This is a genomic window from Leifsonia sp. NPDC058194, assembly GCF_042883605.1.
Classification (GTDB): domain Bacteria; phylum Actinomycetota; class Actinomycetes; order Actinomycetales; family Microbacteriaceae; genus Leifsonia.
Window position 1 is genome coordinate 396,681 of record NZ_JBHVVL010000004.1, and the last position, 26,039, is coordinate 422,719.

27 protein-coding genes and 1 pseudogene are annotated in these 26,039 nt (G+C 71.5%); 17 read left to right on the forward strand and 11 right to left on the reverse strand.

Translation table 11 applies throughout. The annotated features are described in order from the left end of the window. Positions 1-34: 34 nt before the first annotated feature. Positions 35-1,198: a low temperature requirement protein A gene (locus tag ACFVU2_RS16785; protein ID WP_387876586.1), complete on the reverse strand. Its 1,164-nt coding sequence runs from the start codon at positions 1,196-1,198 to the stop codon at positions 35-37. Then, a complete protein-coding gene (locus ACFVU2_RS16790) occupies positions 1,195-1,623 on the reverse strand; it encodes an Lrp/AsnC family transcriptional regulator (RefSeq protein WP_387876588.1) in 429 nt (142 codons plus the stop codon). The genes ACFVU2_RS16785 and ACFVU2_RS16790 overlap by 4 nt, the downstream gene beginning before the upstream one ends. Before the next feature lie 127 nt (positions 1,624-1,750). On the opposite strand from ACFVU2_RS16790, the gene pdhA reads away from it, so the two are divergent. From pdhA to ACFVU2_RS16815, 5 genes are read left to right on the forward strand one after another with little or no spacing between them, the layout of a single operon-like run. Continuing rightward, positions 1,751-2,827: a pyruvate dehydrogenase (acetyl-transferring) E1 component subunit alpha gene (pdhA, locus tag ACFVU2_RS16795; protein WP_387876591.1), complete on the forward strand. Its 1,077-nt coding sequence runs from the start codon at positions 1,751-1,753 to the stop codon at positions 2,825-2,827. Further along, positions 2,824-3,855 carry an alpha-ketoacid dehydrogenase subunit beta gene (locus ACFVU2_RS16800; RefSeq protein WP_387876594.1) on the forward strand — a complete coding sequence of 344 codons (1,032 nt, stop codon included), beginning with the start codon at positions 2,824-2,826 and terminating at the stop codon, positions 3,853-3,855. The genes pdhA and ACFVU2_RS16800 overlap by 4 nt, the downstream gene beginning before the upstream one ends. Then, positions 3,852-5,201, forward strand: a complete 1,350-nt coding sequence (locus ACFVU2_RS16805; RefSeq protein ID WP_387876597.1) for a dihydrolipoamide acetyltransferase family protein — start codon at positions 3,852-3,854, stop codon at positions 5,199-5,201. Before ACFVU2_RS16800 ends, ACFVU2_RS16805 begins: the two co-directional genes overlap by 4 nt. A gap of 9 nt (positions 5,202-5,210) precedes the next feature. After that, positions 5,211-5,348, forward strand: a complete 138-nt coding sequence (locus ACFVU2_RS16810; RefSeq protein ID WP_387876600.1) for a hypothetical protein — start codon at positions 5,211-5,213, stop codon at positions 5,346-5,348. 33 nt (positions 5,349-5,381) lie between these two features. Next, positions 5,382-6,332 (forward strand): DMT family transporter, encoded by a 951-nt coding sequence (locus ACFVU2_RS16815; RefSeq protein WP_387876602.1) that lies wholly within the window; start codon positions 5,382-5,384, stop codon positions 6,330-6,332. On the opposite strand, the gene ACFVU2_RS16820 is transcribed toward ACFVU2_RS16815, so the two are convergent. Continuing rightward, complete coding sequence (locus ACFVU2_RS16820) at positions 6,316-6,867, reverse strand: nitroreductase family protein (protein ID WP_387876605.1); 552 nt, start codon at positions 6,865-6,867, stop codon at positions 6,316-6,318. The two genes, ACFVU2_RS16815 and ACFVU2_RS16820, sit on opposite strands and share 17 nt — an antisense overlap. Continuing rightward, positions 6,864-7,268, reverse strand: a complete 405-nt coding sequence (gene msrB, locus ACFVU2_RS16825) for a peptide-methionine (R)-S-oxide reductase MsrB (RefSeq protein ID WP_387876607.1) — start codon at positions 7,266-7,268, stop codon at positions 6,864-6,866. Before msrB ends, ACFVU2_RS16820 begins: the two co-directional genes overlap by 4 nt. Before the next feature lie 183 nt (positions 7,269-7,451). On the opposite strand from msrB, the gene ACFVU2_RS16830 reads away from it, so the two are divergent. The 5 genes from ACFVU2_RS16830 to ACFVU2_RS16850 all read left to right on the forward strand — a co-directional run bounded on the left by ACFVU2_RS16830 (position 7,452) and on the right by ACFVU2_RS16850 (position 11,835). Then, positions 7,452-7,745 carry a DUF3263 domain-containing protein gene (locus ACFVU2_RS16830; protein ID WP_387876610.1) on the forward strand — a complete coding sequence of 98 codons (294 nt, stop codon included), beginning with the start codon at positions 7,452-7,454 and terminating at the stop codon, positions 7,743-7,745. A gap of 22 nt (positions 7,746-7,767) precedes the next feature. Further along, the gene (locus tag ACFVU2_RS16835) at positions 7,768-8,316 is read left to right on the forward strand and encodes a LytR C-terminal domain-containing protein (protein ID WP_387876613.1); all 549 of its coding nucleotides are present in this window, start codon (positions 7,768-7,770) and stop codon (positions 8,314-8,316) included. Positions 8,317-8,501: 185 nt separating this feature from the next. Beyond that, positions 8,502-8,705, forward strand: a complete 204-nt coding sequence (locus tag ACFVU2_RS16840; RefSeq protein WP_387876616.1) for a cold-shock protein — start codon at positions 8,502-8,504, stop codon at positions 8,703-8,705. Positions 8,706-8,933: 228 nt separating this feature from the next. Further along, on the forward strand, positions 8,934-10,553 hold the full coding sequence (gene groL / locus ACFVU2_RS16845; RefSeq protein ID WP_387876619.1) for a chaperonin GroEL: 1,620 nt from the start codon (positions 8,934-8,936) through the stop codon (positions 10,551-10,553). 211 nt (positions 10,554-10,764) lie between these two features. Continuing rightward, entirely contained in the window at positions 10,765-11,835 is a 1,071-nt protein-coding gene (locus ACFVU2_RS16850; RefSeq protein WP_387876621.1) for a hypothetical protein, read from the forward strand. Positions 11,836-11,965: 130 nt separating this feature from the next. On the opposite strand, the gene ACFVU2_RS16855 is transcribed toward ACFVU2_RS16850, so the two are convergent. Further along, positions 11,966-13,690 carry a sensor histidine kinase gene (locus ACFVU2_RS16855; RefSeq protein WP_387876623.1) on the reverse strand — a complete coding sequence of 575 codons (1,725 nt, stop codon included), beginning with the start codon at positions 13,688-13,690 and terminating at the stop codon, positions 11,966-11,968. A gap of 63 nt (positions 13,691-13,753) precedes the next feature. After that, on the reverse strand, positions 13,754-14,446 hold the full coding sequence (locus tag ACFVU2_RS16860; protein WP_018191755.1) for a response regulator transcription factor: 693 nt from the start codon (positions 14,444-14,446) through the stop codon (positions 13,754-13,756). Positions 14,447-14,550: 104 nt separating this feature from the next. Between ACFVU2_RS16860 and ACFVU2_RS16865 the strand changes: the two genes are divergently transcribed. Genes ACFVU2_RS16865 through ACFVU2_RS16880 form a run of 4 tightly spaced genes read left to right on the forward strand, consistent with a single transcriptional unit; the run spans position 14,551 to position 18,354 of the window. Continuing rightward, a complete protein-coding gene (locus ACFVU2_RS16865; protein ID WP_387876627.1) occupies positions 14,551-15,768 on the forward strand; it encodes an NAD(P)/FAD-dependent oxidoreductase in 1,218 nt (405 codons plus the stop codon). Positions 15,769-15,790: 22 nt separating this feature from the next. Further along, entirely contained in the window at positions 15,791-16,666 is an 876-nt protein-coding gene (folP, locus tag ACFVU2_RS16870) for a dihydropteroate synthase (protein WP_387876629.1), read from the forward strand. Then, a complete protein-coding gene (locus ACFVU2_RS16875) occupies positions 16,659-17,426 on the forward strand; it encodes a pyrimidine reductase family protein (protein WP_387876631.1) in 768 nt (255 codons plus the stop codon). The genes folP and ACFVU2_RS16875 overlap by 8 nt, the downstream gene beginning before the upstream one ends. Continuing rightward, positions 17,413-18,354, forward strand: a complete 942-nt coding sequence (locus tag ACFVU2_RS16880) for an aminoglycoside phosphotransferase family protein (protein WP_387876633.1) — start codon at positions 17,413-17,415, stop codon at positions 18,352-18,354. The genes ACFVU2_RS16875 and ACFVU2_RS16880 overlap by 14 nt, the downstream gene beginning before the upstream one ends. 271 nt (positions 18,355-18,625) lie before the next feature. On the opposite strand, the gene ACFVU2_RS16885 is transcribed toward ACFVU2_RS16880, so the two are convergent. The 3 genes from ACFVU2_RS16885 to ACFVU2_RS16895 all read right to left on the reverse strand — a co-directional run bounded on the left by ACFVU2_RS16885 (position 18,626) and on the right by ACFVU2_RS16895 (position 22,629). Then, entirely contained in the window at positions 18,626-20,269 is a 1,644-nt protein-coding gene (locus ACFVU2_RS16885; protein ID WP_387876636.1) for a DNA repair helicase XPB, read from the reverse strand. Positions 20,270-20,338: 69 nt separating this feature from the next. Beyond that, positions 20,339-22,309, reverse strand: a complete 1,971-nt coding sequence (locus ACFVU2_RS16890) for a helicase-associated domain-containing protein (protein ID WP_387876637.1) — start codon at positions 22,307-22,309, stop codon at positions 20,339-20,341. A gap of 23 nt (positions 22,310-22,332) precedes the next feature. Further along, the gene (locus ACFVU2_RS16895; protein ID WP_387876640.1) at positions 22,333-22,629 is read right to left on the reverse strand and encodes a hypothetical protein; all 297 of its coding nucleotides are present in this window, start codon (positions 22,627-22,629) and stop codon (positions 22,333-22,335) included. A 56-nt stretch (positions 22,630-22,685) separates the two neighbouring features. On the opposite strand from ACFVU2_RS16895, the gene ACFVU2_RS16900 reads away from it, so the two are divergent. Together ACFVU2_RS16900 and ACFVU2_RS16905 are read left to right on the forward strand one after the other, a co-directional pair. Next, the gene (locus tag ACFVU2_RS16900; protein ID WP_021754477.1) at positions 22,686-23,066 is read left to right on the forward strand and encodes a cold-shock protein; all 381 of its coding nucleotides are present in this window, start codon (positions 22,686-22,688) and stop codon (positions 23,064-23,066) included. Next, a complete protein-coding gene (locus tag ACFVU2_RS16905) occupies positions 23,059-23,970 on the forward strand; it encodes a DUF3027 domain-containing protein (protein WP_387876643.1) in 912 nt (303 codons plus the stop codon). Before ACFVU2_RS16900 ends, ACFVU2_RS16905 begins: the two co-directional genes overlap by 8 nt. Here the strand turns inward: ACFVU2_RS16905 and ACFVU2_RS16910 are convergent. Next, positions 23,917-24,069 (reverse strand): annotated as a pseudogene (locus tag ACFVU2_RS16910) (DUF2530 domain-containing protein); the annotation flags it as partial. The gene ACFVU2_RS16905 and the pseudogene ACFVU2_RS16910 overlap by 54 nt on opposite strands. An 8-nt stretch (positions 24,070-24,077) precedes the next feature. Beyond that, positions 24,078-25,193, reverse strand: a complete 1,116-nt coding sequence (gene serC, locus ACFVU2_RS16915; protein ID WP_387876646.1) for a phosphoserine transaminase — start codon at positions 25,191-25,193, stop codon at positions 24,078-24,080. A 130-nt stretch (positions 25,194-25,323) separates the two neighbouring features. On the opposite strand from serC, the gene ACFVU2_RS16920 reads away from it, so the two are divergent. After that, positions 25,324-26,019 carry a metal-dependent transcriptional regulator gene (locus ACFVU2_RS16920; protein WP_387876648.1) on the forward strand — a complete coding sequence of 232 codons (696 nt, stop codon included), beginning with the start codon at positions 25,324-25,326 and terminating at the stop codon, positions 26,017-26,019. Positions 26,020-26,039 lie beyond the last annotated feature (20 nt).

Genomic DNA, 26,039 nt, shown 5'->3' on the forward strand with positions numbered 1-26,039 from the left:
AGAGCGTCGCCGCGCTGGCAACCCGCGCCGCGGTTCAGGCGAGCGCCGCCCGCGCCCGTCGTCGCGCGCCCGCCTCGGCCGCCGCGACGACCAGCACCACGACGGCGGCCGCGCATCCCACGCACACGCCGCCCGGCAGGCCGAGCCCGGCGAACACCAGCAGCACCGGCAGCACCACCGCCGGGACGGCCCAGCGCAGCACCGCACGCCACGGATCCCCGAACCGCCGGGCGATGAAGGCGTTGGTGAGGTAGAACAGGGCGATCCCACCGCCGAGCGAGGCCGCGGACGCCGGTGCGAGCGTGTCCCCCGGGTGCGCGATCGCCGACGCGAGCGCACCGGAGATCGCCGTGACGCCGGCGACCAGGAGGAACGGCAGGAACCCGACCGTGTCGCGGATGCCCCGCACATCCCCGGCCGCGAGCAGCCGCTCCAGCCCGACCTCCATGGCCTCCACGCCGTAGAGGAAGAACGACCAGGCCAGCCCCGCCGTCACCACCAGTCCCAGCACGGCGGTGACGCCGGCCGCGACCGTCCACGCCTCGCTCGTCGCCGTGACGATGCTCAGCACCGACTCGCCCAGCACGATGATCACGAGCAGCCCGAACCGCTCGGCCAGATGCTCGACGTTTAGCCGGGAGAAGGCGCTGCCGCTCCAGAGCCGCGCCGTGCTCGTCATGAGCACGATCTCCAGCACCACGGCGAACGCCCACACCGCGTAGTCGATCGGGTGCGGCAGCGCGATCGAGACCAGCCACAGCAGTGCAGTCGCTCCGTTGTAGGCGAGGATCCGCACCCGGGAGGCGACGCCGTTGCCCCACGCGACCCGCACCCACATCCCGAGCAGCAGGAGGCGCAGACCGGCGTTCCCCGCCGCGAACAGCCACGCCCGGTCGCCGACCGCCTCCGGAGCGGCGACGGCCAGCGCACCGACGGCGAGCATCGCCGTCAGCATCACCGCGGACAGCCCGCGCCGGGTGAGGTCGGGGGAGACGTTCACGGTGAACGTCAGGTTGACCCACGACCACCACACCGAGGCGAACAGCGCCACGAAGATCCCGAGCGCTGCGAACGACGGATGCGCGTGCAGGCCGTGGGCGAGCTGGCCGACCAGCGCGACGAAGATCAGATCGAAGAACAGCTCCATCCAGTGGACGCGCGACGGGTCGCGGTCCCCGGCGAAGAGCGGCGCCCTCATCGCAGATCGTGGTCCTCGAACACGAGCGAGGTCTTGGTGTCGCGCACCGACGGGATGCTCGTCAGCTCCTCGAGGATCACCCGCCGCAGGTCCTCGTTGTCGCGTGCCCGCACCAGCAGGATCACGTCGAAGTCGCCGCCCACCAGCGCGAAGTGCTCGACCTCCGGGATGCGCCCGAGCGTGTCCCGCAGATCGTGCCATTCCGACTGGTCGACCCGCAGCGTCACGTAGGCGGAGGACGCCCGGCCCGACTTGCGGGGGTCGAGCTTGGCGGTGAAGCCCGTGATCACGCCCTCGTCGACCAGCCGGGCCACGCGGGCGTAGGCGTTGGCCCGCGACACGTGGGCGGACTCGGCCACCGCGGTGATGGAGGCGCGGCCGTCGCGGCGCAGAGCGTCCAGGATGCGTACGTCGATGTCGTCCATGGTGGGAGACATCCTGCCACGAACATCCCATCGGCGGCACTGTTCGTCTCGATGATGGGGGATCGGTGGCGCAGCGGGTCCAGTGAAGTCATCCTGAGAGTGAGCGACGTCTTTCGAAGGAGAAACGATGCACTCGGATGATCTGCTGCCCGGCGACACCCCGCTGAGGCTCATCGACGAGGAGGGCTCGGGCCACCCGCACGAGCACTACCCGTTCCCGTCCGCCGACCGCCTGCTCGACGGCTACCGGCGTCTCGTGCTGGGCCGTCGCCTCAACGAGCAGGCCGACGCGCTCGTCCGCCAGGGCAAGCTCGCGGTCTACCCCTCGTCGTACGGGCAGGAGGCCGCCGAGGTCGCGGCCGCCCTCGTGCTCGACGAACAGGACTGGCTGTTCCCGACCTACCGCGACACCGTCGCCGTGATCACTCGCGGGGTCGATCCGTTCGACGTGCTGCTGATGCTGCGCGGCGACTGGCATTCCGGCTACGATCCGCGCGAGCACAACGTCGCACCGCAGGCCACACCGCTCGCGACCCAGCTGCTCCACGCCGTCGGGTTCGCGCATGCGGCGCGCCTGCGCGGCGAGGACACCGTCGTGCTCGCCCTGTGCGGCGACGGCGCGACCAGCGAGGGCGACTTCCACGAGGCGCTCAACTTCGCCGCCGTGTTCCACCTCCCCGTCGTCTTCCTCGTGCAGAACAACGGGTACGCGATCTCCGTGCCGCTGCGCAGGCAGACGGCGGCGCCGAGCCTCGCTCACAAGGGGATCGGCTACGGGATGCGCGGCCGCCGTGTCGACGGCAACGACCTCGCCGCCCTCCTGTCCCTCCTGGGCGAAGCCGTCGACGAAGCGCGCGAAGGTGGCGGCCCGACCCTCGTCGAGGCCGTCACCTACCGCGTCAAGCCGCACACCAACGCCGACGACGCCACCCGCTATCGCACCGCGGACGAGGTGGAGCCGTGGCTCGCGCGCGACCCGTTGCTGCGGCTGCGCACCTGGTTGCGCGACCAGGGCCGGTTGAGCGACGGGGACGACGCCGAAGCGCACGCCCACGCCGAGAGCGTCGCTGCCAAGGTCCGCGGGCAGCTGGTCGCGGAGGCGGAGCCGCATCCCGAAGACCTCTTCGCCCACGTCTACGCCACGCCCACCCCGCAGCTGCGCGAGCAGGCGCAGCAGCTCGCCGCCGAGGAGGCCGCCCGATGACCCTCATGCACGACGCGCCCGCCGAACGCGCCGCGGGCGAGCCCGAGGTCCTGACGCTGAGCATGGCGCAGGCACTGAACCGCGCCCTCGCCGACGAACTGGCCGCCGATCCCGCCGTCCTGGTCTTCGGGGAGGACGTCGGCCCGCTCGGCGGCGTGTTCCGCATCACCGACGGTCTCACGGCCCGCTTCGGCGAGAACCGCTGCTTCGACACCCCGCTCGCCGAGGCCGGCATCGTCGGCACCGCGGTCGGGATGGCCATGAACGGGATGCGCCCCGTCGTCGAGATGCAGTTCGACGCGTTCGCCTACCCCGCCTTCGAGCAGATCGTCGACCACGTCGCCAAGATGGGCAACCGCACCCGCGGGCGCATCCGCCTGCCGATGGTCATCCGCATCCCCTACGCGGGCGGCATCGGGGGAGTCGAGCACCACTCCGACTCCTCCGAGGCGTACTACGCGCACACGCCCGGGCTCACCGTCGTCTCGCCCGCCACCCCGCAGGACGCCTACGGGCTGCTGCGCGCCGCCATCCGCCTGCCCGATCCCGTCGTGTTCCTCGAGCCGAAGAAGCTGTACTGGGGGACCGGACCCGTCGACACCTCCGCGCCGCTCCCGGAGATCGGGCGCGCCCGCATCGCACGTGCGGGCACGGACGCCACCCTCCTCGCCTACGGGCCGTCCGTCCCGGTCGCGCTCGCCGCGGCGGAGGCCGCCGCCGAGCAGGGGCGCAGCGTCGGCGTCGTCGACCTGCGCAGCCTCGTGCCGTTCGACGACGAGACGGTCTGTGCGGCCGTGCGCGCCTCCGGCCGCGCCGTCGTGATCGCCGAGGCGCCGGGCTTCGCCAGCATGGCGAGCGAGATCGCGGCGCGGGTCTCGGAGCGCTGCTTCCACCATCTGCTCGCGCCCGTGCGCCGGGTGACCGGGTTCGACACCCCGTTCGCCCCGCCCAAGCTGGAGTCCTATTACCTGCCGGGTGTGGATCGGGTCCTGGACGCGATCGACACGCTCCAGTGGGAGGACGCATGACCGCACGCGTCTTCGCCCTGCCCGACCTCGGCGAGGGTCTCGCCGACGCCGAGCTTGTCCGCTGGCTGGTCGCGCGCGGCGATGCGGTCGTGATCGATCAGCCCATCGCCGAGGTCGAGACCGCCAAGTCCGTCGTGGAGGTGCCGTCGCCCTTCGCGGGCGTCGTCGCCGCCTTGCACGGCGAGGAGGGCGAGACGATCGCGGTGGGTGCGCCGCTGCTGGAGGTGGAGGAGGCCGGCGTACCGGCCGCATCCGCCGAGCCGGCCGTATCCGCCGAGCCCGTCGCGTCCGCGGGCGGCTCGGGCCAGGTGCTCGTCGGTTATGGCACCACGGACGTGACCACCACGGGTCGCCGGGCCCGCGCGGTCTCCCTCCAGGCGCCTCCCGCAGCCGCACCCGCGCCGGAGGTCGCGCGCATCGTCCCCGTCGTGTCCCCGGTGGTCCGGTCCCTCGCCCGCAGCCACGGCGTCGACCTCGCGACGGTCCACGCCTCGGGGGACGGCGGTGTCGTCACCCGCGCCGACGTCGAAGCGGCCTTCGCCCGGCCCGACCGCGAACGCCTCGACCGCGAACCGGCCGACCGCGAACCGGCCGCAGGCGAGGGCGACGCCGACGCGCGCACCGGCCTCCTCGTGCGCTCCACCGAACCGTTCTCCCGGTTCCGCCGCACCGTCGCCGAGACGATGACGCGCAGCCGTGGCGAGATCCCCGAGGCGACGGTGTGGGTCGACGTGGATGCCACCGACCTCTGGAACGGACGTCGCCGCCTGCAGTTCGACGGCCGCACCCCGTCCCTGCTCTCCTTCGTCGCCCGCTTCGCCCTCGCCGCCCTCGCGCGGCATCCGGAGCTCGCCGGGCGCGTGACCGCCGACGGTGCCGGCCTGCAGACCTTCGACGGAGTGAACCTCGGCGTCGCCGTCGACACCCCGCGCGGGCTCGTCGTCCCGGCGATCCGCCGTGCCGACCTGCTCTCGGTGCGCGGGCTGGACGCCGAGTTCGACCGCGTCGCCCGGGCCGCGCGCGACGGAGCCCTCGCCCCGGCCGAGCTGACCGGATCCACCTTCACCATCAACAACTACGGCAGCCTCGGCGTCGACGGCAGCGCGGCGATCATCAACCACCCCGAGGTCGCCATCCTCGGCATCGGGCGCGTGCTGGAGCGGCCCTGGGTCGTCGACGGCGCGGTCGTCCCGCGCCGCATCGCCCAGCTCTCGCTCGTCTTCGACCACCGCGTGACGGACGGCGGCGTGGCCGCCGGCTTCCTGCGCGAGATCGCCGACGCGATCGAGTCGCCGCTCGGGGTGCTGGCCGACACGCCTCCGGCCGGCGGCGCGGGCCGGGCATAGGCTGAGCGCATGACCGACGAGAAGAACCCCGCGAAGGAGGACGGCGAGGACTACGACCTCTCCGTCGAGAAGCTGGTGGCGCCCGAAGAGAACATCGACTGGCTCCCTCACCCGGAGCCCACGGACGGCGAAGCGCCCGCCCCCTGATCGGCGATCACGGGCGGCGATAGGGTTGGGGGAGTGACCCCCCGTACCTTCCCCCTCTGGCTGGCGCTCCTCATCGCGATGGTCTGCGGTGCCGGAGTCGCCCTCCAGTCCCGCATCAACGGTGAGCTCGGCCGGCGGCTCGACGACGGCTTCACCGCCGCCGCGATCTCCTTCGGTTCCGGCCTCGTGATCCTGCTGGTCGCACTGGCGGTCGCCCCTGCCGGCCGGCGGGGCCTCCGCCGGGTCCGCGACGCATTACGCGGCGGCGAGCTGCGCTGGTGGTACGTCTGCGGCGGCGCGGCGGGCTCGTTCCTCGTGCTCTCGCAGGGTCTCACCGCGGCGGTCCTCGGGGTCGCGCTCTTCACCGTCTCGGTCGTCGCCGGCCAGACGGTGAGCGGCCTGGTCCTCGACCGGATCGGCCTGGGCCCCGGCGGACGCCGCCCGCTCACCCCGGCTCGCGTCGCCGGCGCGGTCATCGCTCTGCTCGCGGTCACGTGGGCCGTCTCCGCGCAGTTCGGCGGCAGCGTCCCGGTGTGGATGATGATCCTGCCGCTGATCGCCGGGCTCGGGATGGGCTGGCAGCAGGCCGTCAACGGCCAGGTCCGCGTCGTCGCCGAGAGCGCCCTGACCGCGACCTTCATCAACTTCGTCGTCGGCACCACCGTGCTGGTGGTGCTGATGCTCGTCCACTGGTCGCTCGCCGGGCTGCCGAAGCCGCTGCCGGCCGAGCCCTGGCTCTACTTCGGCGGGGCGATCGGCTGCGTGTTCATCGCGGGCGCCGCCCTGCTCGTGCGCATCACGGGCGTGCTGCTGCTCGGCCTGGCGACCGTCGCCGGTCAGCTCCTGACGGCCCTGCTGCTCGATCTGCTCGCGCCGACGTCGTCGGAGCCGGTGCCGTTCTCGACGATCGGCGGAACGCTGCTCGCCATCGTCGCCGTGGGCGTCGCGAGCGTGCGGTGGGGCTCGCTCAGTCGAGAACGCTGAGGTAGCGCTCCGCGGCCAGCGGCTTGCGGTGCCCTTCCTTGCTCCCGTCCGGGATCCCGCCCACATACAGCCAGCCGAGCAGACGCTCGTTCTTCGTCAGCCCGTGCATCTGATGCACCGCCTTGACGCGCGTCTGGTGGCCGGTGCGCCAGATGACGCCCCAGCCCGCATCGTGCAACAGCAGACTCAGGATGTGCGCGACGCCCGAGGCGACGGCGTCCTGCTCCCAGCCGGGCACCTTGCTGCTCTTCTTGCGGTCGGCGACGATCGCCAGCAGCAGCGGGGCGCGCAGGGGCTTGGTCGTGAGCTTCTCGGCCTCCGACCCGCGGGCCTTCGCGTCCTTCGCGAACGCGCGACCCAGGCGCAGCCGGGCGTCGCCGCGCAGCTCGATCACGCGCCACGGGTGCAGTGCGCTGTGGTCGGCGACCCGCCCCGCGGCGGCGACGAGGGGCAGCAGCTCCTCGTGCGTCGGCGCGGCGTCGGTCACCCGGGAGTACGACCGGCGCGCGCCGACCCGGGCGGGGAGGTCGCTCATCCGGCGTCCGGCGCGAAGTTCAGCGAGACCGAGTTCATGCAGTAACGGTCGCCGGTCGGCGTTCCGAGACCGTCGGGGAAGACGTGCCCCAGGTGCGAACCGCAGTTCGCGCAGCGCACCTCGGTGCGCACCATGCCGAGGCTGTCGTCCTCGAGCAGCTGCACGGCCTCCGGGCGCACCGACTCGTAGAAGCTCGGCCAGCCGCAGCCGCTGTCGAACTTGGTGCCCGACTTGAACAGCTCCGCGTTGCACGCCGCACAGGTGTACAGGCCGGCGCGCTCCTCGTCGAGCAGCTCGCCCGTCCACGGTCGTTCGGTGCCGGCTTCGCGCAGCACGGCGTACTGCTCGTCGCTCAGCTCCTCGCGCCACTGGTCGTCGGTCTTCGAGACCTGGTAATCCATGTGCGGTGCCTCCATGCGGGGTTCGGTGGTCTGACTACACCCTAAACGGGCGGAGTACGCCTCCTGTTCCCTGTTTCAACCGCGACCTGCCGCGGCCAAACGGCCAACACACAGGACCTCCCGCCTAGGATGAGCGGCGAGCGTTCAACGGAAGGCGGCGGTTCGAGGGAAGGCGGCACGCGCGTGGCCGAGGCTGCAGAGCACCACGGGTCAGAGCCCCAGCGGTCCGGCCTGAGCGAACGAGACACCGCGATCCTCGCCTTCGAACGCCAATGGTGGCGGCACGCCGGCGCCAAGGAGCAGGCCATCCGCGAGGAGTTCGGCCTTTCCGCCGCACGGTACTATCAGCTCCTCGGAGCCCTGATCGATCGTCCGGCCGCTCTCACGCACGACCCGATGCTCGTCAAGCGGCTGCTCCGGCTCCGCGAGACGCGGCAGGCCGCACGTCGGACCAGGGCGCTCCCCTCCGACGACTGACCTACGAGGAAACCACCCCAAGATGGCAGAGAAGTTCCCCCGCGACCGGTTCGACGAGATCCCGGGCGACATCCAGCGCGTCGGCGCGCACCGTGCCCCACGACCCCGTGGCCGCGGCTGGATCGCCGTCGGCTGGGCCGCACTCGCGGTCGTCGTGCTCGTCGGGGCCGGGATCTTCGGCCTGTCGCTCGTGAACGGGTCCATCTCGTTCACCGGCTCGACCTCCTCGGGGTCCGCGACGCCCACGCCGACGCCGACGCCGACCCCCACGATCGTTCCCACCGTGGATCCCAGCCTGACCGTGAACGTGCTCAACGGCACCGCGACGGCGGGCCTCGGCGGCAAGGTCGGCGACGTGCTGACGGCGGCCGGCTGGAAGGTCGGTGCGGTGGCCAACGCCGACATGACCGATCTGGCGAAGACGGTCGTCTACTACTCCGACCCGGCCAAGGAGGCGGCGGCCCTCGGCGTCGCCCAGTCGCTGCCCGGTGCGACCATCCAGAACACTCAGGATTTCGCAGACACGGGTGCCGACATCACGGTCGTCATCGGCTCCGACTACGCCGGCTGACGCCGTCCCGGGGTCGCGGGCCCGGTCACGGCCCGCGGAATCCCTTTGTTTCCGGCGTGTTTAACTTTCGGCGGAATTCGTAACGGTTTCGCAAAAAAGCTGGCAATCACCCGTATTCCACGCATTATTATCGGTCCAACGCGCGGCGCTGGACCGCGCCCGCGACACAGCAATGGGAGTAATGCATGGCGAACGGAACCGTGAAGTGGTTCAACGCTGAAAAGGGCTACGGATTCATCACCGTCGATGATGGGGGGCAGGACGTCTTCGTTCACTACTCCGCCATCGACATGTCCGGGTACAAGGTCCTCGAGGAGGGCCAGCAGGTCGTGTTCGAGGTCGGTTCGGGGAACAAGGGTCCCCAGGCCGAGTCGGTGCGCCTGGCCTAGAACCCAGCGATTCGACGAGTGGAGCGCCGCCCCGTGGGGCGGCGCTCTCCTGTGCGCGGGGCATCGACGCCCCGCGCACACTCGTCTCGCCGCCGCATCCACCGTGACGCGGCTCCTGCCTCGTCTTGCACTCCACCGCAGCGAGTGCCAGAATCGCTTTAGCACTCCATCTGATCGAGTGCTAACAGACGGAATCTTTCGCAGACGTCCGGGAGGGACGAGAAACACATGGCAAAGATCATTGCTTTCAACGAGGACGCGCGCCGCGGCCTCGAGCGCGGCCTGAACATCCTGGCCGACACGGTCAAGGTGACCCTCGGCCCGCGCGGCCGCAACGTCGTCCTCGAGAAGAAGTGGGGCGCCCCCACCATCACGAACGACGGTGTCTCCATCGCGAAGGAGATCGAGCTCGACGACCCGTACGAGAAGATCGGCGCGGAGCTCGTCAAGGAGGTCGCCAAGAAGACCGACGACGTCGCCGGTGACGGAACCACCACCGCGACCGTCCTCGCTCAGGCGCTCGTCAAGGAGGGCCTCCGCAACGTGGCCGCCGGCGCCGACCCGATCACCCTCAAGCGGGGCATCGAGAAGGCCGTCAAGGCCGTCACCGAGGAGCTCATCTCCAGCGCCAAGGAGGTCGAGACCAAGGAGGAGATCGCCGCCACCGCGTCCATCTCCGCCGGCGACACCACCATCGGCGACATCATCGCCGAGGCGATCGACAAGGTCGGCAAGGAGGGCGTCGTCACCGTCGAGGAGTCGAACACCTTCGGCACCGAACTCGAGCTGACCGAGGGCATGCGCTTCGACAAGGGCTACCTGTCGCAGTACTTCGTCACCGACCAGGACCGCCAGGAGGCGGTCTTCGAGGACCCGTACATCCTGATCGTCAACCAGAAGGTCTCCTCGATCAAGGATCTGCTCCCCATCGTCGACAAGGTCATCCAGGCCAACAAGCAGCTCCTCATCATCGCTGAGGATGTCGACGGCGAGGCCCTCGCGACCCTGATCGTCAACAAGATCCGCGGCATCTTCAAGTCCGTCGCCGTCAAGGCTCCGGGCTTCGGCGACCGTCGCAAGGCCATGCTGCAGGACATCGCGATCCTCACCGGCGGCCAGGTCATCTCCGAGGAGGTCGGCCTCAAGCTCGAGAACGTCACCCTCGACCTGCTCGGTCAGGCCCGCAAGGTCGTCATCACCAAGGACGAGACCACCATCGTCGAGGGCGCGGGCGACCCGGAGCAGATCGCCGGCCGCGTGGCCCAGATCCGCAACGAGATCGACGCGACCGACAGCGACTACGACCGTGAGAAGCTGCAGGAGCGCCTCGCCAAGCTCGCGGGCGGCGTCGCCGTCATCAAGGCGGGCGCGGCCACCGAGGTCGAGCTCAAGGAGCGCAAGCACCGCATCGAGGACGCCGTCCGCAACGCGAAGGCCGCCGTCGAGGAGGGCATCGTCGCCGGAGGTGGCGTCGCGCTCATCCAGGCAGGCAAGCTCGCCTTCGAGAAGCTGGAGCTCGTCGGTGACGAGGCGACCGGTGCGAACATCGTCAAGGTCGCCATCGAGGCGCCGCTGAAGCAGATCGCGATCAACGCGGGCCTCGAGGCCGGCGTCGTCGTCGAGAAGGTCCGCAACCTCCCGGTCGGACACGGCCTCAACGCCGCGACCGGCGAGTACGTCGACATGCTCGCTTCGGGCATCAACGACCCGGTGAAGGTCACCCGCTCGGCGCTGCAGAACGCGGCGTCGATCGCCGGCCTGTTCCTCACCACCGAGGCCGTCGTCGCCGACAAGCCCGAGAAGAACCCGGCTCCGGTCGGCGACCCGACCGGCGGCATGGACTTCTGAGTCCTGCCGCGTCGAGTCTTCTCACGCACTGAACGAGAGGGCGTCTCCCGCACGGGAGGCGCCCTCTCGTCGTTTCGATACGCCACCGTTATGCGCGGTGGGAGTGTGCCGCGGCTGCCACCGGATAGTCTTCTCGGCAGGGGGATGCAGCATGTGCCGCATCGGGAATGCGCCAGCATCGGCCAAGGCCGGGCGGGCGGGACGCGGAGGAATGGTGCGCTCACATCGTCTGTCCATCATCGGCGCAGCCGCCGTCCTGATCGCGCTGAGCGGCTGCTCGGCGCTCGGCCTGGGAGCGCCGGACGGGCCGGCCACCCGCACGCCGAGTCCGACGCCGACGCCGACGGCAGTCGCGCTGGACTGCCCGACGATCGTGGCCGGCACCGATCTGACCGCACTGCTCGGCGCGCAGGCGGCCGTCGTGACGACGCCTCCCGGCATCGTGGAGTCCGTCGCCGCAGGGGGTCCCCTGGCGCTGCCGGCCACCGGGGGTGCCGCCTGCCGCTGGAGGCACGGCGATGACACCCTGACCGTGGAGGTTCTCCCGCACGCGGCGGCCGCCTGGAAGACGCTCTCCGAGGCGAATCCGACCGTCGCCACGCCCGGGGCGGGTTATGACGGTGGAGCCTCGCTCGGAGGTGACTGCACCCTGGTTCCGACGGTCTCGTGCCGGACGAACGTCCTCGTGGCGGATGCCTGGCTGTCCGTTGTCCTCGATACCGCCTCCGCCCCCGGGCTGACCGAGGCCGGATTCCATGACGCGGTCCAGCGGATGCTGCCACCGGTCACAGCGGCCGTCGCGAACGCGCCGACACCACCAGCCGAAGCGCCTCTCGACTGCGCTGCCGCCGACCTTCGAACGGAGCTCCAGCGCGCCTTCGCCCTCCCCGGCGTGATGACGTTGCCGGTCGAGCCGACCTTCCACCTCAGCGACGGCGTCCTCCGCGCGCCGGGCGTGACCCAGTGCGATTTCCAGCCGACCGACGACAGCGGAAGCGGAAGGGGCACCTACCTCGGCAGCCTCTCGGTCCTCCCCGGCACCCCTGCCGTGTTCGAGCAGCTCCGCACCGCAGTTCTTGCCGAGGACGCGAGTGCACGGAGCGAGCTGATGACGGTGAAGGGCGAGCAGGTGCCGGCCCTGGTCTGGGGCGGAACGGTCGAGGGCACGCCGTTCGTGTCGGTCGACGCGATGGTCGGCTCGCACTGGGTCGAGTTCCAGTCGTCCGACCTGGACGACACGCGCTCGCTCGCCGTCGTCCAGTGGATCGCCGCGACGCTCTGAGTGACCGCAAGCGACCGCAGCGCCCCGGGACGACTGCGGTCTGGCGCCGCGCCGCAAACGTCCCGAGCGGCCGCAGTCGCCGACTGAGCGACACAGGCACGCGAGCCCGCGACCGGGACGCGCAGCCGCCTTACGGCTGCAGCGGCTTCGGCGCTGCCGCCGAGCCTGCCAGCGGCAGGGTGACGCGGAAGGTGGCTCCGCCGCCCTCGGTCTCCGAGACGTCCACCGTGCCGTTGTGCGCCGCCACGATCGAGGAGACGATCGCGAGCCCGAGGCCGCTGCCGCCGGTCTCGCGGGCGCGGGAGGTGTCGGCGCGCCAGAAGCGCTGGAAGATCTTCTCGCGGATCTGCGGCGGGATGCCCTCGCCGTGGTCGCGCACCTCCAGCGACGCCCGTTCGGTGCGGTGATCGATCTGCACCGCGATCTCGATCGGGCTGTCCTCCGGCGTGTAGCGCAGGGCGTTGCCCATCAGGTTCGTGACGACCTGACGCAGCTTGTTCTCCTCCGCGAGCACGATCGCCGGCTCGGCCGGAGCCGGGTTCGCGAGCACGACCTTCTCGGTCGTCGTCACCGGGATCGGCTCGGTCCCGCGGCGCGGCCGGCTGCGCCGCAGGCGCGCGAGGGCCGAGCCGGCGAAGGCGATCGGCCCGGTCGCGTTCGAGACCTTGTTCGGCCCGGTGGGGGTCGGGAGGTCGGAGAGCTCCATCGGGACCGTGTCCAGCGTCGGCTCCTCGGGGTCGGCCGGGCGGGTCAGCGCCGGGACCGGGGCCGGGGTGAGCACCGTGACGGTCCGTCCGGGAGAGCCGGCCATCGCATCCATCGCGGCGTCCTGGGCGATGCGCACCAGGTCGACCGCGTGCAGGTCGAGGGGCTTGGCCTCGTCGAGGCGGGCGAGCTCGAGGAGGTCCTCCACGAGGATGCCCATCCGGATCGCCTCCTTCTCGATGCGCTCCATCGCCTGGGCGACGTCCTCCGGGGTCTGCAGTGCGCCCATCCGGTACAGCTCGGCGTAGCCGCGGACCGAGACGAGCGGCGTGCGCAGTTCGTGGGAGGCGTCGCCGACGAAGCGCCGCATCTGGTCGATCGTGCGCGCGCGGTCGCTGAACGCCCGGTCGATGCGGTTCAGCATGGTGTTGAGCGAGCGGTTGAGCCGGCCGACCTCCGTGTTCGGCGTGGCGCCGCCGAGACGCTGGCTGAAGTCGCCGTCGGCGATCCGCGCGGCCGTCTGCTCCACCTCCCGCAACGGCTGGAAGGTCGTGGTCACCAGCATCCGCGTGAGCCCGGCGCCGACGATGATCACGATCACGCCGAACCCGAGGAAGATGGCGAGGAAGCTCGCCATGACGGTGTCGATCTGCGTGGTCGTCGTCGCGACGATCGCCGTGCCGAGCGCCCCCGGCGGGTTCGTCAGCGTCACCGTCTGCGCCAGCGCGCGGTAGGTGGTGTGGCCGTCGTTGCTCTGCAGCGGGTACCCGCCGGAGGGCAGCTTCTTGCCGTCGGCGACGCTCAGGGTCTCGGGAACGGCAGGCCGGTGCGAGAACGGGATGTTGGTCCAGTTGGTCTTGACCAAGTTGCCGTCCGCGTCGTACAGCGCGGCGAAGTAGTCCGACGGGCTCGCGTCGGAGGCGATCTTCTCGCTGTCGGACGACGTGCCGTACAGGTACGTGTTCAGGTACGACGCGCCGGATGCCGCCGAGAGCTGCGCATCCAGCTGGTCGAGCAGCACCGGTTTGAGCATCGACATGGTGCCGATGCCCGTCACGAGCAGCCCGAGCGTCAGCATGAGCACGGTGACACCCGTGATCTTCGTGCGCAGGGAGATCGCGTTCCAGCGGTCGAGCAGGCGTGAGTGCATCAGGCCGTCAGTCTACGCAGCGCATGCTGTGTGCCCCCGGTGCGCACGGAGCGCAGGCGGGGCTCACGCCTTGGCGGCCTTGAGCATGTAGCCGAACCCGCGCTTGGTCTGGATGAGCGGCTCGCTCGAGTGCGCGTCGACCTTGCGGCGCAGGTACGAGATGTACGACTCCACGATGCCCGCGTCGCCGTTGAAGTCGTACTCCCAGACGTGGTCGAGGATCTGCGCCTTCGAGAGCACGCGGTTCGGGTTGAGCATCAGGTAGCGCAGCAGCTTGAACTCGGTGGGGCTCAGCTCGATCGGGGTGTCGCCGACGAACACCTCGTGGGTGTCCTGATCCATGGTCAGCTCGCCGGCGCGGATGACCGCGTCCTCGTCGGCCTGCATCGTGCGGCGGAGGATCGCCTTGATGCGCGCGACGATCTCGTCGAGGCTGAACGGCTTGGTGACGTAGTCGTCGCCGCCGACCGTGAGGCCGGTGATCTTGTCCTCGGTGTCGTCTTTCGCGGTGAGGAACAGGATGGGCGCGGTGTAGCCCGCGCCGCGGAGTCGCTTGGTGACGCCGAAGCCGTTCATGTCCGGCAGCATGACGTCGAGGATGATGAGGTCTGGCTCCTCTTCGAGGACCGCGGAGATCGCCTGTGCACCGTTGCCGACCGCCCGCACGGCGAAGCCGGCGAAGCGGAGGCTCGTGGTCAGCAGATCGCGGATGTTCGGCTCGTCGTCGACGATGAGAATGCGTGGTCCGGCGTTCATGGTGCCTAGTATCTGCGCGCTGGCTGTGTCTTATCTGTGAGCGGCTGGGGTGCGACCTACGCGGGGGTCTGGCGCAGGCCGTGCGATGAGTGGATGCTGTCAGCATGTCGAATCCCACCGTCGTCATCGCCGGAGCCGGCCTCGCGGGCGCGACCACGGCCGTCGAGCTGCGCGAGCGCGGGTTCGACGGCCGCATCCTGCTGCTCGGCGCCGAGGAGCACCACCCGTACATCCGGCCGCCGCTGTCGAAGGAGTACCTCAAGGGCGAGGGGGACGTCGGCGACACCTACGTGAAGCCGGGGGAGTGGTATCCCGAGCACGACGTCGAGTTCCTCCCCGGCACCGAGGCGGGCTCGTTCGACCCCGCCGCGCACGAGCTCTTCGTCACCGGCGGCGCACGGCTCACCTACGACAGCCTCGTGCTGGCGACCGGCGCGAAGCCGCGATCGCTCGATGTTCCCGGCAGCGGGGGCGGGGACGTGCTCCGGCTGCGCACCATCGAGGACAGCCAGCGGCTCTACGCGGCGCTGGAGGTCGGCGCGCGGCGCGTGGTCGTCGTCGGGTCGGGCTGGATCGGGATGGAGGTCGCCGCCGCCGCGCGCGGCTACGGCAACGAGGTGACCGTCGTCGGCCGCCAGGTCGTCCCGCTGGCCGGCGCGATCGGCCCCGAGCTCGGCGGCGTGTTCGAGCAGCTGCACCGCGACCACGGGGTGCGCTTCGTGACGGGCGCGGTCGCCGCGGTCGAGGGCGGCGCGGGACACGCGGTCGTGCTCGCGTCGGGCGAGCGCATCCCGGCCGACCTCGTCGTCGCGGGAGTCGGCGCGACGCCCGACGTGCTCGTCGCCGAGCGCTCCGGCCTGACGATCCAGAACGGCGTGCTCACCGACAAGGGGATGCGCACCTCCGCCGAGGACGTCTACGCCGTCGGAGACGTGGCCAACCCCTTCCTGCCCGCCATCGGCCGCCACCTGCGCAACGAGCACTGGGCCAACGCGATCGCCGGCGGCACGGTGGCCGCGCGCAGCATCCTGGGCGAGCGGGCGAGCTACGACGACATCCCGTACTTCTACTCGGACCAATACGATCTGGGCATGGAGTACTCGGGATACGCACCCCTCGCGGCCGACGCCCGCGTCGTCTTCCGCGGCGACGTGGACGCGCGCGAGTTCATCGCGTTCTGGCTGCGCGACGACCGCGTCGTCGCCGGCATGAACGTCAACGTGTGGGACGTGCAGGACGACATCCAGCACCTCATCCGCACCGGCGACCGCCTCGACCCCGCCCGCCTGACGGACGAGAGCGTGGACCTTGCCGCGCTCTGAGCCCTACCTTCCCCCGCTGCGCTTGCCCGTCCGCACCATCGGCGCGCGCACGTTCGACTTCTCGCGGCAGGTCGCCGTCATGGCGGTCGTGAACCGCACGCCGGACTCGTTCTTCGACCAGGGGCGCACCTACGCGCTGGATGCCGCCGTCGACGCCTGCTTCAAGGCCGTCGCCCTCGGAGCCGACTGGGTCGACATCGGCGGTGCGCCCTTCGCGCCCGGCGACCCCGTGCCCGTCGAGGACGAGATCGAGCGCGTCGTGCCCGTCGTGAGCAGGCTGCGCGACGGATCCGACGTCGTCATCTCCGTCGACACCTTCCACTCCCGGGTCGCGCGCGCCTCCATCGACGCCGGGGCCACGGTCGTCAACGACACGACCGGGCTCAGCGACCCCGACCTGGCCCGGGTGGTGGCCGACAGCACGGCGACCCTGGTCATCACGCACAGCCTCGCCGAGCCGCGCACCGTGTACCCGCGGCCGCAGTACGGGGATGTCGTCGCCGACGTCTCGGCGTTCCTCCTCGACCGTGTCGACCGGGCCCTCGCCGCGGGAGTGCCCGAGGAGCGCATCATCGTGGACCCGGGGCACGACCTGAACAAGAACACCCTCCACTCGCTCGAGATCACCCGGCGGCTCTCCGAGATCGCCGACCTCGGCTACCCCACCTTGGCGGCGGTCTCCAACAAGGACTTCATCGGAGAGACACTGGACGCGCCGCGCGGGGAACGGCTGGAGGGGTCGCTCGCGGCCGCCGTCGTGTCGATCGTCAACGGCGCCCGCATCATCCGGATGCACGACGTGCACGCCTCCGTCGCCGCCGCGCGCATGACGGAGGCCATCCTCGGCCTGCGCGCGCCCGCCTACCTGAAGCACAACATGGGAGACGTGAATGAGTGACGCCGCCATCGGACGGCTGTTCCCCGTACCGGCGTCGGATGCGGCTGCGCAGGGCGCGCTGACCGACGACGAGCTCGTCGCCCTCTACGACGCGCCCACGCGCTCACCCTGGGTGCGGGTCAACTTCGTGAGCAGCGTCGACGGCGCGGCCACCGTGCAGGGTCTCTCCGCCGGGCTCGGCGACGACGCGGACCACCGCGTCTTCGACCTCCTGCGCCGGCTCTGCGACGTCGTCGTGGTCGGCGCGGGCACGGTGCGGGCCGAGGGCTACGGCCCGATGCGGGTGGATCGGGCCGCGCAGCACGCGCGCGTCGCGGCCGGGCTCGCCGAGCAGCCCGTCTTCGCCATCGTCTCCGCCGGTCTCGACCTCGACCCCGGCAGCCCGATCTTCACCGACGCGCCCGTGCGCCCGATCGTCGTGACCGCGGGCACCTCGCCGCAGGCCAAGCGGGATGCGCTCGGGAGCGTCGCCGACGTGCTGGTCTGCGGCGTCGACCGTGTGGACACGGCGGCGATGGTCGCGGCGCTCGCGGAGCGGGGGCTCGTGCGCATCCACTGCGAAGGCGGCCCGCATCTGTTCGGCGACCTCATCGCCGCCGAAGCCGTCGACGAGCTCTGCCTGACCGTCAGCCCCTCGCTCGTGGCCGGGACGGCCTCCCGGATCGCCACCGGGGCGATGCCCACCGCCCCGGTCGGGCTGGAGCTGGCCCACGTACTCCGGAGCGGAGACACCCTGCTGCTGCGCTATGTCCGCCGCTGAGCCGGGTGCTGAGGGCACTCCGAAGGCGCGGCCGGTCGTCGACGCCGCGCCGGAGGTGCGCCCGGTCATCGATGCCGCGCTCGTGCGCCGGCTGGTGGACGCGCAGTTCCCGCACTGGCGGTCGCTGCCGGTGCGCCCGGTCGACCACGACGGCTGGGACAACCGGACGTTCCGCCTCGGCGACGACCTGAGCGTGCGGCTGCCGAGCGCGACCGGCTACGCGGCGCAGGTCGCGAAGGAGCAGGAGTGGCTCCCGCGCCTCGCGCCCCTGCTGACGCTGCCCATCCCGCAGCCCGTGGCCGTGGGCGTGCCCGACGAGCGATACCCGTTCCCCTGGTCGGTGTACCGCTGGCTGCCCGGCCGGCCGCTCGTGCTCGCGCGGGAGGACGTCGATGCCGACGTGGATGACGTGACCCTCGCCCGCGAGATCGGGGAGTTCCTCGTCGCGCTGCGTGGTGTGGACGCCACCGACGGGCCCGTGCCCGGTGCCCACAACTTCTTCCGCGGCGATCCCCCTGCTGTCTACGGGGACGAAGCGCTCGCAGCCATCGCTCTGCTCGGCGACGACGCGCCTCGGGCGCGTGGCATCTGGGAGCGGGCGATCGGGTCGCGCTGGGAGGCCGCCCCGGTGTGGTTTCACGGGGACGTCGCCGAAGGCAACCTCCTGGTGCGCGACGGTCGTCTCAGCGCCGTCATCGACTTCGGCACCTCCGGCGTCGGCGACCCCGCCTGCGACCTCGTCCCCGCCTGGACCCTGTTCGACGGAGCCGCCCGCGCCGCCTTCCGCGACGCCGTCGCCCTCGACCCCGACACCTGGGCCCGCGCCGCCGGCTGGGCGCTCTGGAAGGCCGCCATCACGCTGCGCGACCGCCCCGACGACCGCGGCTCCCGCACGACCCTGCGCCGGCTCCTCGCCGATCCCGCCTGACCTGACCCCGCCGTGCCTGCGGGGTCACGTGCGTACGTAACGGAGGAGAACTCCCTCCACACACCCGCGATCTCCTCCGCAACCGGCGTTTCGCCCTCCACGGGGCAGAGATCTCCTCCGCTGCCGACACCGGGAGCCGCGGTCGCCAACGGAGGGAGGCAGCGCCGGGTGACGGCGTGTCGACCGCGAGCGGAGGAGGTCGGGCCCGGTTCGGCTGCGATGTCCTCCGTTACCGACGCCCAGCGCGCGCCGGAACGCCGGAACTCCGGACCTACGCCGCCTGCAGCGTGTGCGCGTCCAGGATCGTGTACGAGTAGCCCTGCTCGGCGAGGAACCGCTGGCGGTTCTGCGCGAAGTCCTGGTCGACCGTGTCGCGCGAGACCAGCGTGTAGAAGTTCGCAGACAGGCCCGACTCCTTGGGGCGCAGGAGGCGGCCGAGACGCTGCGCCTCCTCCTGCCGCGAGCCGTACGAGCCGGAGACCTGGATGGCGACCGTCGCCTCCGGCAGGTCGACCGAGAAGTTCGCGACCTTGCTCACGACCAGCACCTGCGTGCGCCCCTCACGGAACTCCTGGTACAGCCGCTCGCGCTCGTCCACCGGCGTCGCGCCCGTGAGCTGCGGTGCGCCGAGCGCCTCCGCGAGCTCGTCGATCTGGTCGAGGTACTGCCCGATGACCAGGATGCGCTCGCCCGCGTGCCTCTCGACCAGCTGCCGCACCACGTCGAGCTTGGCCGGCGCCGTCGCCGCGAGCCGGTAGCGCTCGTCGTCGGCCGCGGCCGCGTAGCTGAGCCGTTCGGAGGCGGGCAGGTCGATGCGCACCTCGTAGCAGGCGGCGGGGGAGATGAAGCCCTGCGCCTCGATCTCCTTCCAGGGGGCGTCGAACCGCTTCGGGCCGATCAGGCTGAAGACGTCGCCCTCGCGGCCGTCCTCGCGCACCAGGGTGGCGGTGAGGCCGAGACGGCGGCGGGCCTGCAGCTCGGCGGTCAGCTTGAACACCGGCGCCGGCAGGAGGTGCACCTCGTCATACACGACGAGCCCCCAGTCGAGCGCGTCGAGCAGCGCCAGGTGAGCGTACTCGCCCTTCCGCTTGGCCGTGAGGATCTGGTAGGTCGCGATCGTGACCGGCTTGACCTCCTTCACCTGGCCCGAGTACTCGCCGATCTCGTCCGCGGTCAGGGTCGTGCGCTTGAGCAGCTCGTCGCGCCACTGGCGTGCCGAGACCGTGTTGGTGACGAGGATGAGCGTCGTGGTCTTGGAGGTCGCCATCGCGCCCGCGCCGACGAGCGTCTTGCCCGCCCCGCACGGCAGCACGACGACGCCGGAGCCGCCGTCGAAGAAGTTGGTGACGGCCTTGCGCTGGTAGTCGCGCAGCGCCCAGCCGTCCTCGATCAGGCCGATGTCGTGCGGCGTGCCGGGGGTGTAGCCCGCGAGGTCCTCGGCCGGCCAGCCGAGCTTGACGAGCTCCTGCTTGAGTTGGCCGCGCGCCCAGGCCTGCACCGCGAAGGTGGTGTCGCCGCGGCGCTCCAGCAGCAGCGGGGCGATGCGCTTGGCGCTCGCGACCTCCGTCAGCACCGCCAGGTCGTCCGACCGCAGCACCAGCTCGCCCTCGTCGTCCCGTGCGATCGCCAGCCGGCCGTAGCGGGCGACGGTCTCGGCGACATCCACCGTCACCGTCTGCGGGATGGGGAACTTCGAGTACCGCTCCAGCGTGCCCAGCATGTCCTCGGCGGTGTGGCCGGCGGCCCGTGCGTTCCACAGCCCGAGCCGGGTGATCCGGTAGGTGTGGATGTGCTCGGGCGCGCGCTCCAGCTCGGCGAAGACGGCGAGGTCGTGGCGGGCGTCTTCGGCGGCGGGGTGGGCGACCTCCAGCAGGACGGTGCGGTCGCTCTGGACGATCAGGGGGCCATCGGACATAACCGCTGAGTCTACGCCGCGCAGGTGACGCTCAGGCTGGACGCGCGCCCCTCACACCAGTCGCACGCCTCAGGCCGGGCGCACGCCCTTCACGCTCGAGAGGGGGAGGGTGCGCTCGATGTCGGCCGCCCGGTCGCGGCCACGCAGGCGACCGCCGCCGACGCCGGTCGGCTCCAGCAGGTAGTCCACGGTGCGTCCGTCGGGCATCGCGACCTCGACGATCACCGGCTGGCGGGCGCGCACGGCCTGGTCGAGCTGGCGCGCGAGCCACTGCTCGCCGGTGCCCTCGGTCGCGGCCGCGTCGACGGCGCGCAGCCGTTCGACGAGTTCGCGGTCCTGGTCGCGGGAGGTCGTGGGATGCGGATGCGCGTACCGCTGCCTCCGCAGCGCCACCGGGACGCCGTCGGCGTCTTCGGCCACCACCGGGTAGCGGGCGTCTGACAGGGCCCAGAAGACCACGTCGCGCGGGAACCGGCTGTGCAGCACGTCGGCCCGCGCCGGGGTGAGGCGCAGCGCGGCGAGCGACTGGTCGACCTCGATCGTGCGCAGCAGCGTGGTGTCGGCGGAGTAGACGGCGGACGAGACGGCGCTGCGGACGGCGCTGCCAGCGTCCCCGTCGTCGACCGTCCGTACCCGCACACGCCCGTGCCGGTCGGTCACGTCGGTGATCAGGTAGTCGAGCGGCTGGGGCAGGCCGGTGAGCGAGATCCCGGCCAGGAACTCCCGGATGCTCGCCGCGGTCTCGCCCGCCGTGATCGCGCGGTCGATGGAGGCGGGGGAGAAGCGGAAGGTGGAGGCCAGCGCCCGGCTCTCGAGGTCGGCCATGCCGCGCAGCCGCGCCTCCAGGTCGGGGGCGAGCGGCCCGGGGGAGATGACGGTGAGGTCGTGCTGCAGGTACACGCCGCGCACCTGGGCGGGGAACGCAGGGGCGAGCACCTGGGCCGCCGGCGCCGGGCCGTCCTCGACCAGCGTCGTCCCGGCGCTGGAGGGAGCGCCGGCGGCAGTGATGCCGAGCCATTCGGCGTCGCGCAGGTGGGCGTCCACCCGCTGCTGCGCCTGCTCGGGAGCGGCCGGGTAGAGCCAGGCGACGTGCTCGCGCAGGCTGTCGCCCCACGCGGCACGGCTGCGGGCGGCGACCAGCGAGCGCAGGTCGTCCGGCAGCGCGTCGAGCCAGGCCGCGGCGAGGGCGCGCCAGCGCTCGGGGGTGGAGGCGTGCAGCCATTCGGCCGCGGGCTCGGCGGGCAGCCACGTGCCGTCCTCCAGGGCGGCGAGGCCGGCGCGGGAGGCGACCGAGACCACGGTCGGCACGACGGAGGCGTCGACCGCCAGCGCCTCCGCGATCCGCTTGACCGCCGGCAGCGCGAGGCCGCCGCGCTGGAGCTCGCGGGCGCCCTCCCGCGACAGCTCGGCCAGCAGCTCGGACACCGCGACGACCGCGTCGAACCCGCGCTCTGCGGCGAGGCGGTCGGTGAAGCGGCGCTCGGTGTCGGGCACCGGGGCGAGGGCGGGAGGCGGCGCGGTCTGCAGGAGCTCGTCCGGCGACGGGAGGTCGGTCTCGGGCCACGCGGTCAGCCGTGCGAAGACGGCGGCATAGCCGGTGAAGGGCCCGGTGGCGGGATCGCCGGCCCGGCGGTCGCTTCGGTCGCCGTCGTCCGATCCGGGCTGCTGATCGCTCGCATCCGGTGCCGCATCCTGCGACGCGGCGGGCTGGACGAGCAGCAGGGCACCGAGCGCCTCCACGGCCGACGATGCCGTGTGCGTCGAGAGGTCGGCGGTCGCGGGCTCCGTCGTCAGGGCGGCGACGATGCCCTCGACGTCGAGGGGATGCCCGGCGCGGCCGAGCACGATCAGCACGGCGAGGCGCGTGCGGTCGAGCCCGACCAGTACCCGCTGCACCGAGTCGGGCTCCAGCAGGGCCTCGGCGAGGTCGAAGAAGTCGGAGATCCCCGCGCGCCGCACGCTGCGGGAATGCAGGGAGGTGACGAGCGCGTCGTCGCCGAGCGCTCGCAGACGCGCCGCCAGGGCGAGCGTCGTCGTCATCGCGCTGGTCCGCGGCCGCTCGTCTAGCGCCGGGCCTTGGGGTCCACGGCCTTCGCGGCCTTGACGGCCTTGCTGCGCTGACGGCCGACGACGATGATCAGCGCGATGATCAGCACGAAGGCGATCGGGAGGGCGATCAGGGGCAGCACGAACACCGCCGGCCACAGCCCCTCACCCGATCCCTGCTGCGCGAAACCGCCCACAGCGGTGCCGATCAGGATGGCCGCGATGCAGACCAATGAGACGATCACGAGCGCCGCGATGATGTACGAGAGGATGCGCTGCACACGCGATGCGGGCGCTGGGGTCTGCTGGGTCACGAAATCAAGGATAATTGAGGTTGGTCATTCGATCCCCCATGTGAAGTGAGGTTCCCATGCCAACCGGCAAGGTCAAGTTCTACGACGATGAGAAAGGCTTCGGCTTCATCAGCGCCGACGACGGTCAGGAGGTCTTCCTGCACGCCTCCGCGCTGCCCGCCGGCGCCGTCGTCAAGGCGGGATCACGTCTCGAGTTCGGTATCGCCGACGGCAAGCGCGGCGCGCAGGCCCTGTCGGTGCGTGTGCTGGAGACGCCCCCGAGCCTCGTGAAGATGAAGCGCAAATCCGCGGACGACATGGCGATCATCGTGGAGGACCTCGTCAAGCTCCTCGATGGGATCGGCTCCAACCTGCGTCGCGGCAAGTACCCCGACAAGCAGCACGGCGCGAAGATCGCCGCTGTGCTGCGGCGCGTTGCGGACGACCTGGATGCCTGACGCCGGGATCGACGATCTGCTGGCGGCCGAGCCGCTCGCCCGCCGCGCGCTCGCGGAGATCACCCCCGAGTCGACCGTCGGCGCTGCTGTCGGCCACGTCGTCGAGGGGGAGGGGGTCGTCTCCCTGCTGTTCGAGAGCACTCTCGCCGGGTATCCCGGATGGCGCTGGACGGTCACCATCGGCCGCGCCGACGAGGACGCCGCGCCGACCGTGCTGGAGGCGGAGCTGATGCCCGCCGACGGCGCGCTGCTCGCGCCCGACTGGGTGCCGTGGTCGGAGCGTCTGGCCGACTACCAGGCCGCTCAGGAGGCGATCGCCGCCGAGGCGGCCGCCGCCGGCGACGGTGAGGACGACGACAGCGACGACGACGGTGACGACGACGACGGTGACGACGACGGCGAGCCCGGCGACGACTCCTCGGACGATGACGACTCCGACGACGATTCGGACGACGACGATTCGGACGACGACGACGACTTCGACGACGAGGACGACGACTCGGACGACGACGACCGCGACGTGCACGACCTCCACGGCGACGACGACCTCGACGGCGTGGACATCGACAGCCTCCACGGCGAGGACGACGACTCCGCCGACGATGCGGACGCTGACGACGCGGACGCCGACGATGCGGAAGACGATGCCGACGCCGTCGACCCCGAGTTCGACGAGGTCACCGATCTCGACGCCGATCTCGACCTCCCGGCCGAGGAGGCCGCCGCGCTCGAGGAGCCGACGGCCCTCGACGACGCCGCCGACCTCGACGACGCGGCGTCAGCCGCGCTTGCGCCGGGTGACGGTGAGGTAGGCGAGCCCGAGGACGCCGAGGGCCAGGCCGACCACGACGGTCCAGAGCCAGACGCCGCCCGGGGCGAAGATCAGCACGGGGATCAGGGCTAGAACCCACAGCACGAGACCGACGAGCACGGCCCGCCGATCATCCGTCTTCACGGGGATCGGGTCGGGCCGTCTCTCGTCGTCTCGGAGCCAGAGCCGCATGGCGGTCGTCAGCCCAGCCGCTCCACCACGTACTCGACGCAGCCGATGAGCGCGCGGACGTCCGACGGCTCGATCGCCGTGAACGTCGCGATGCGCAGCTGGTTGCGTCCGAGCTTGCGGTAAGGCTCGGTGTCGACCACGCCGTTGGCGCGGAGGGTCTTGGCGATCGCGGCGGCGTCGATGCGGTCGTCGAAGTCGATCGTGACGACGACCTGCGAACGGTGCGCCGGGTCGGCGACGAACGGAGTGGCGTATTCCACGCCCTCGGCCCACGCGTAGAGGGCGTCGGACGACTCGCGGGTGCGGGCGTCGGCCCAGGCGAGACCGCCGTTGCCGTTCATCCACTCGATCTGGTTGTCGAGCAGCGCGAGGGTCGCGACGGCCGGGGTGTTCAGCGTCTGGTTGAGGCGCGAGTTGTCGATCGCGTTCTTGATGCTGAGGAACTCGGGGATGTAGCGGCCGCTCGCGGCGATGCGCTCGACGCGCTCGATCGCGGCGGGGGAGAAGAGGGCGAGCCAGAGGCCGCCGTCCGACGCGAAGTTCTTCTGCGGGGCGAAGTAGTAGACGTCGGCCTGCGACGCGTCGATGTCGACGCCTCCCGCCGCGCTCGTCGCGTCGATCACGGTCAGCGCGCCGGCGTCGCCGGTCACGCGGGTGACGGGGGCCATCACACCGGTCGAGGTCTCGTTGTGCGGCCAGGCGTACACGTCGACGCCCGCGACGACCTCGGCGGCGCTGCGGGATCCCGCAGCCGCCTCGATCACGTGGGGGGCCTCCAGCCACGGCGCGGCCGCGGCCTTGGCGAACTTGCCGCCGAACTCGCCGAAGACGAGGTTCTGGCTGCGCTTCTCGATGAGGGAGAACGCGGCGGCGTCCCAGAAGGCGGTGGAGCCGCCGTTGCCGATGACGACCTCGTAGCCCTCCGGCAGGCGGAACAGGTCGGAGAGGCCCTGACGCACGCTCCCGACGAGGTTCTTGACCGGGGCCTGGCGGTGGGATGTGCCCAGCAGCGCCGCGCCCTGGCCGGCGAGGTACGCCAGCTGCTCGGGGCGGACCTTGGACGGGCCGCAACCGAAGCGGCCGTCGGCGGGCAGGAGGTCAGTGGGAATGGTCACATCCGGCATAAAGAGAGTGTATTGGCTGTTGAATGACGCGATGGGCCGCACGGGCCCCATCGACGTGCCTGCACGTTTCTGTCACCGGCAGCAAGTAGGCTCTAGTGCGACATTCGCGCGCCTGCATGTGGAGGGGTTCATGACCGATCTGATCGACACGACCGAGATGTACCTTCGCACCATCTTGGAGCTCGAGGAGGACAACATCGTCCCCCTGCGGGCGCGCATCTCCGAGCGCCTCGGGCACTCCGGCCCCACCGTCTCGCAGACCGTCGGCCGCATGGAGCGCGACGGCCTCGTCGTCGTCTCGGGCGACCGCCACCTGGAGCTGACCGACGAGGGCCGTCGCAAGGCCGTCAACGTCATGCGCAAGCACCGCCTGGCGGAGCGCCTGCTCAGCGACGTGATCGAACTCGAGTGGGAGTACGTCCACGAAGAGGCCTGCCGCTGGGAGCACGTCATGAGCGAGCAGGTGGAGCGCAAGCTGCTCACCATGCTCGGCCACCCGACGGAGTCGCCGTACGGCAACCCCATCCCGGGCCTCGGTGACCTCGGTGACCTCGGCACCAGCGAGGCCTCCACGCAGAACCTCGTGAACCTCGTCGACGTCGTGCGCGGCTCCGACTCGGGGGTGACTGCCAGGATCCGTCGTCTGGGCGAGCCCGCGCAGGTCGACCCCGAGCTGCTGCTGCAGCTCAAGCAGGCAGGCGTTTTCCCCGGCTCTACCGGCACGTTCTCGTCCGCCGGCTCGTACGTCGGCGTGCAGATCGAGGGCTTCGAGACCGGTCTCGAGCTGCCCAACGAGCTCGCTGCGCACATCTTCGTCGAAGCCTGACTTCCGTTACCAGTTCGTTA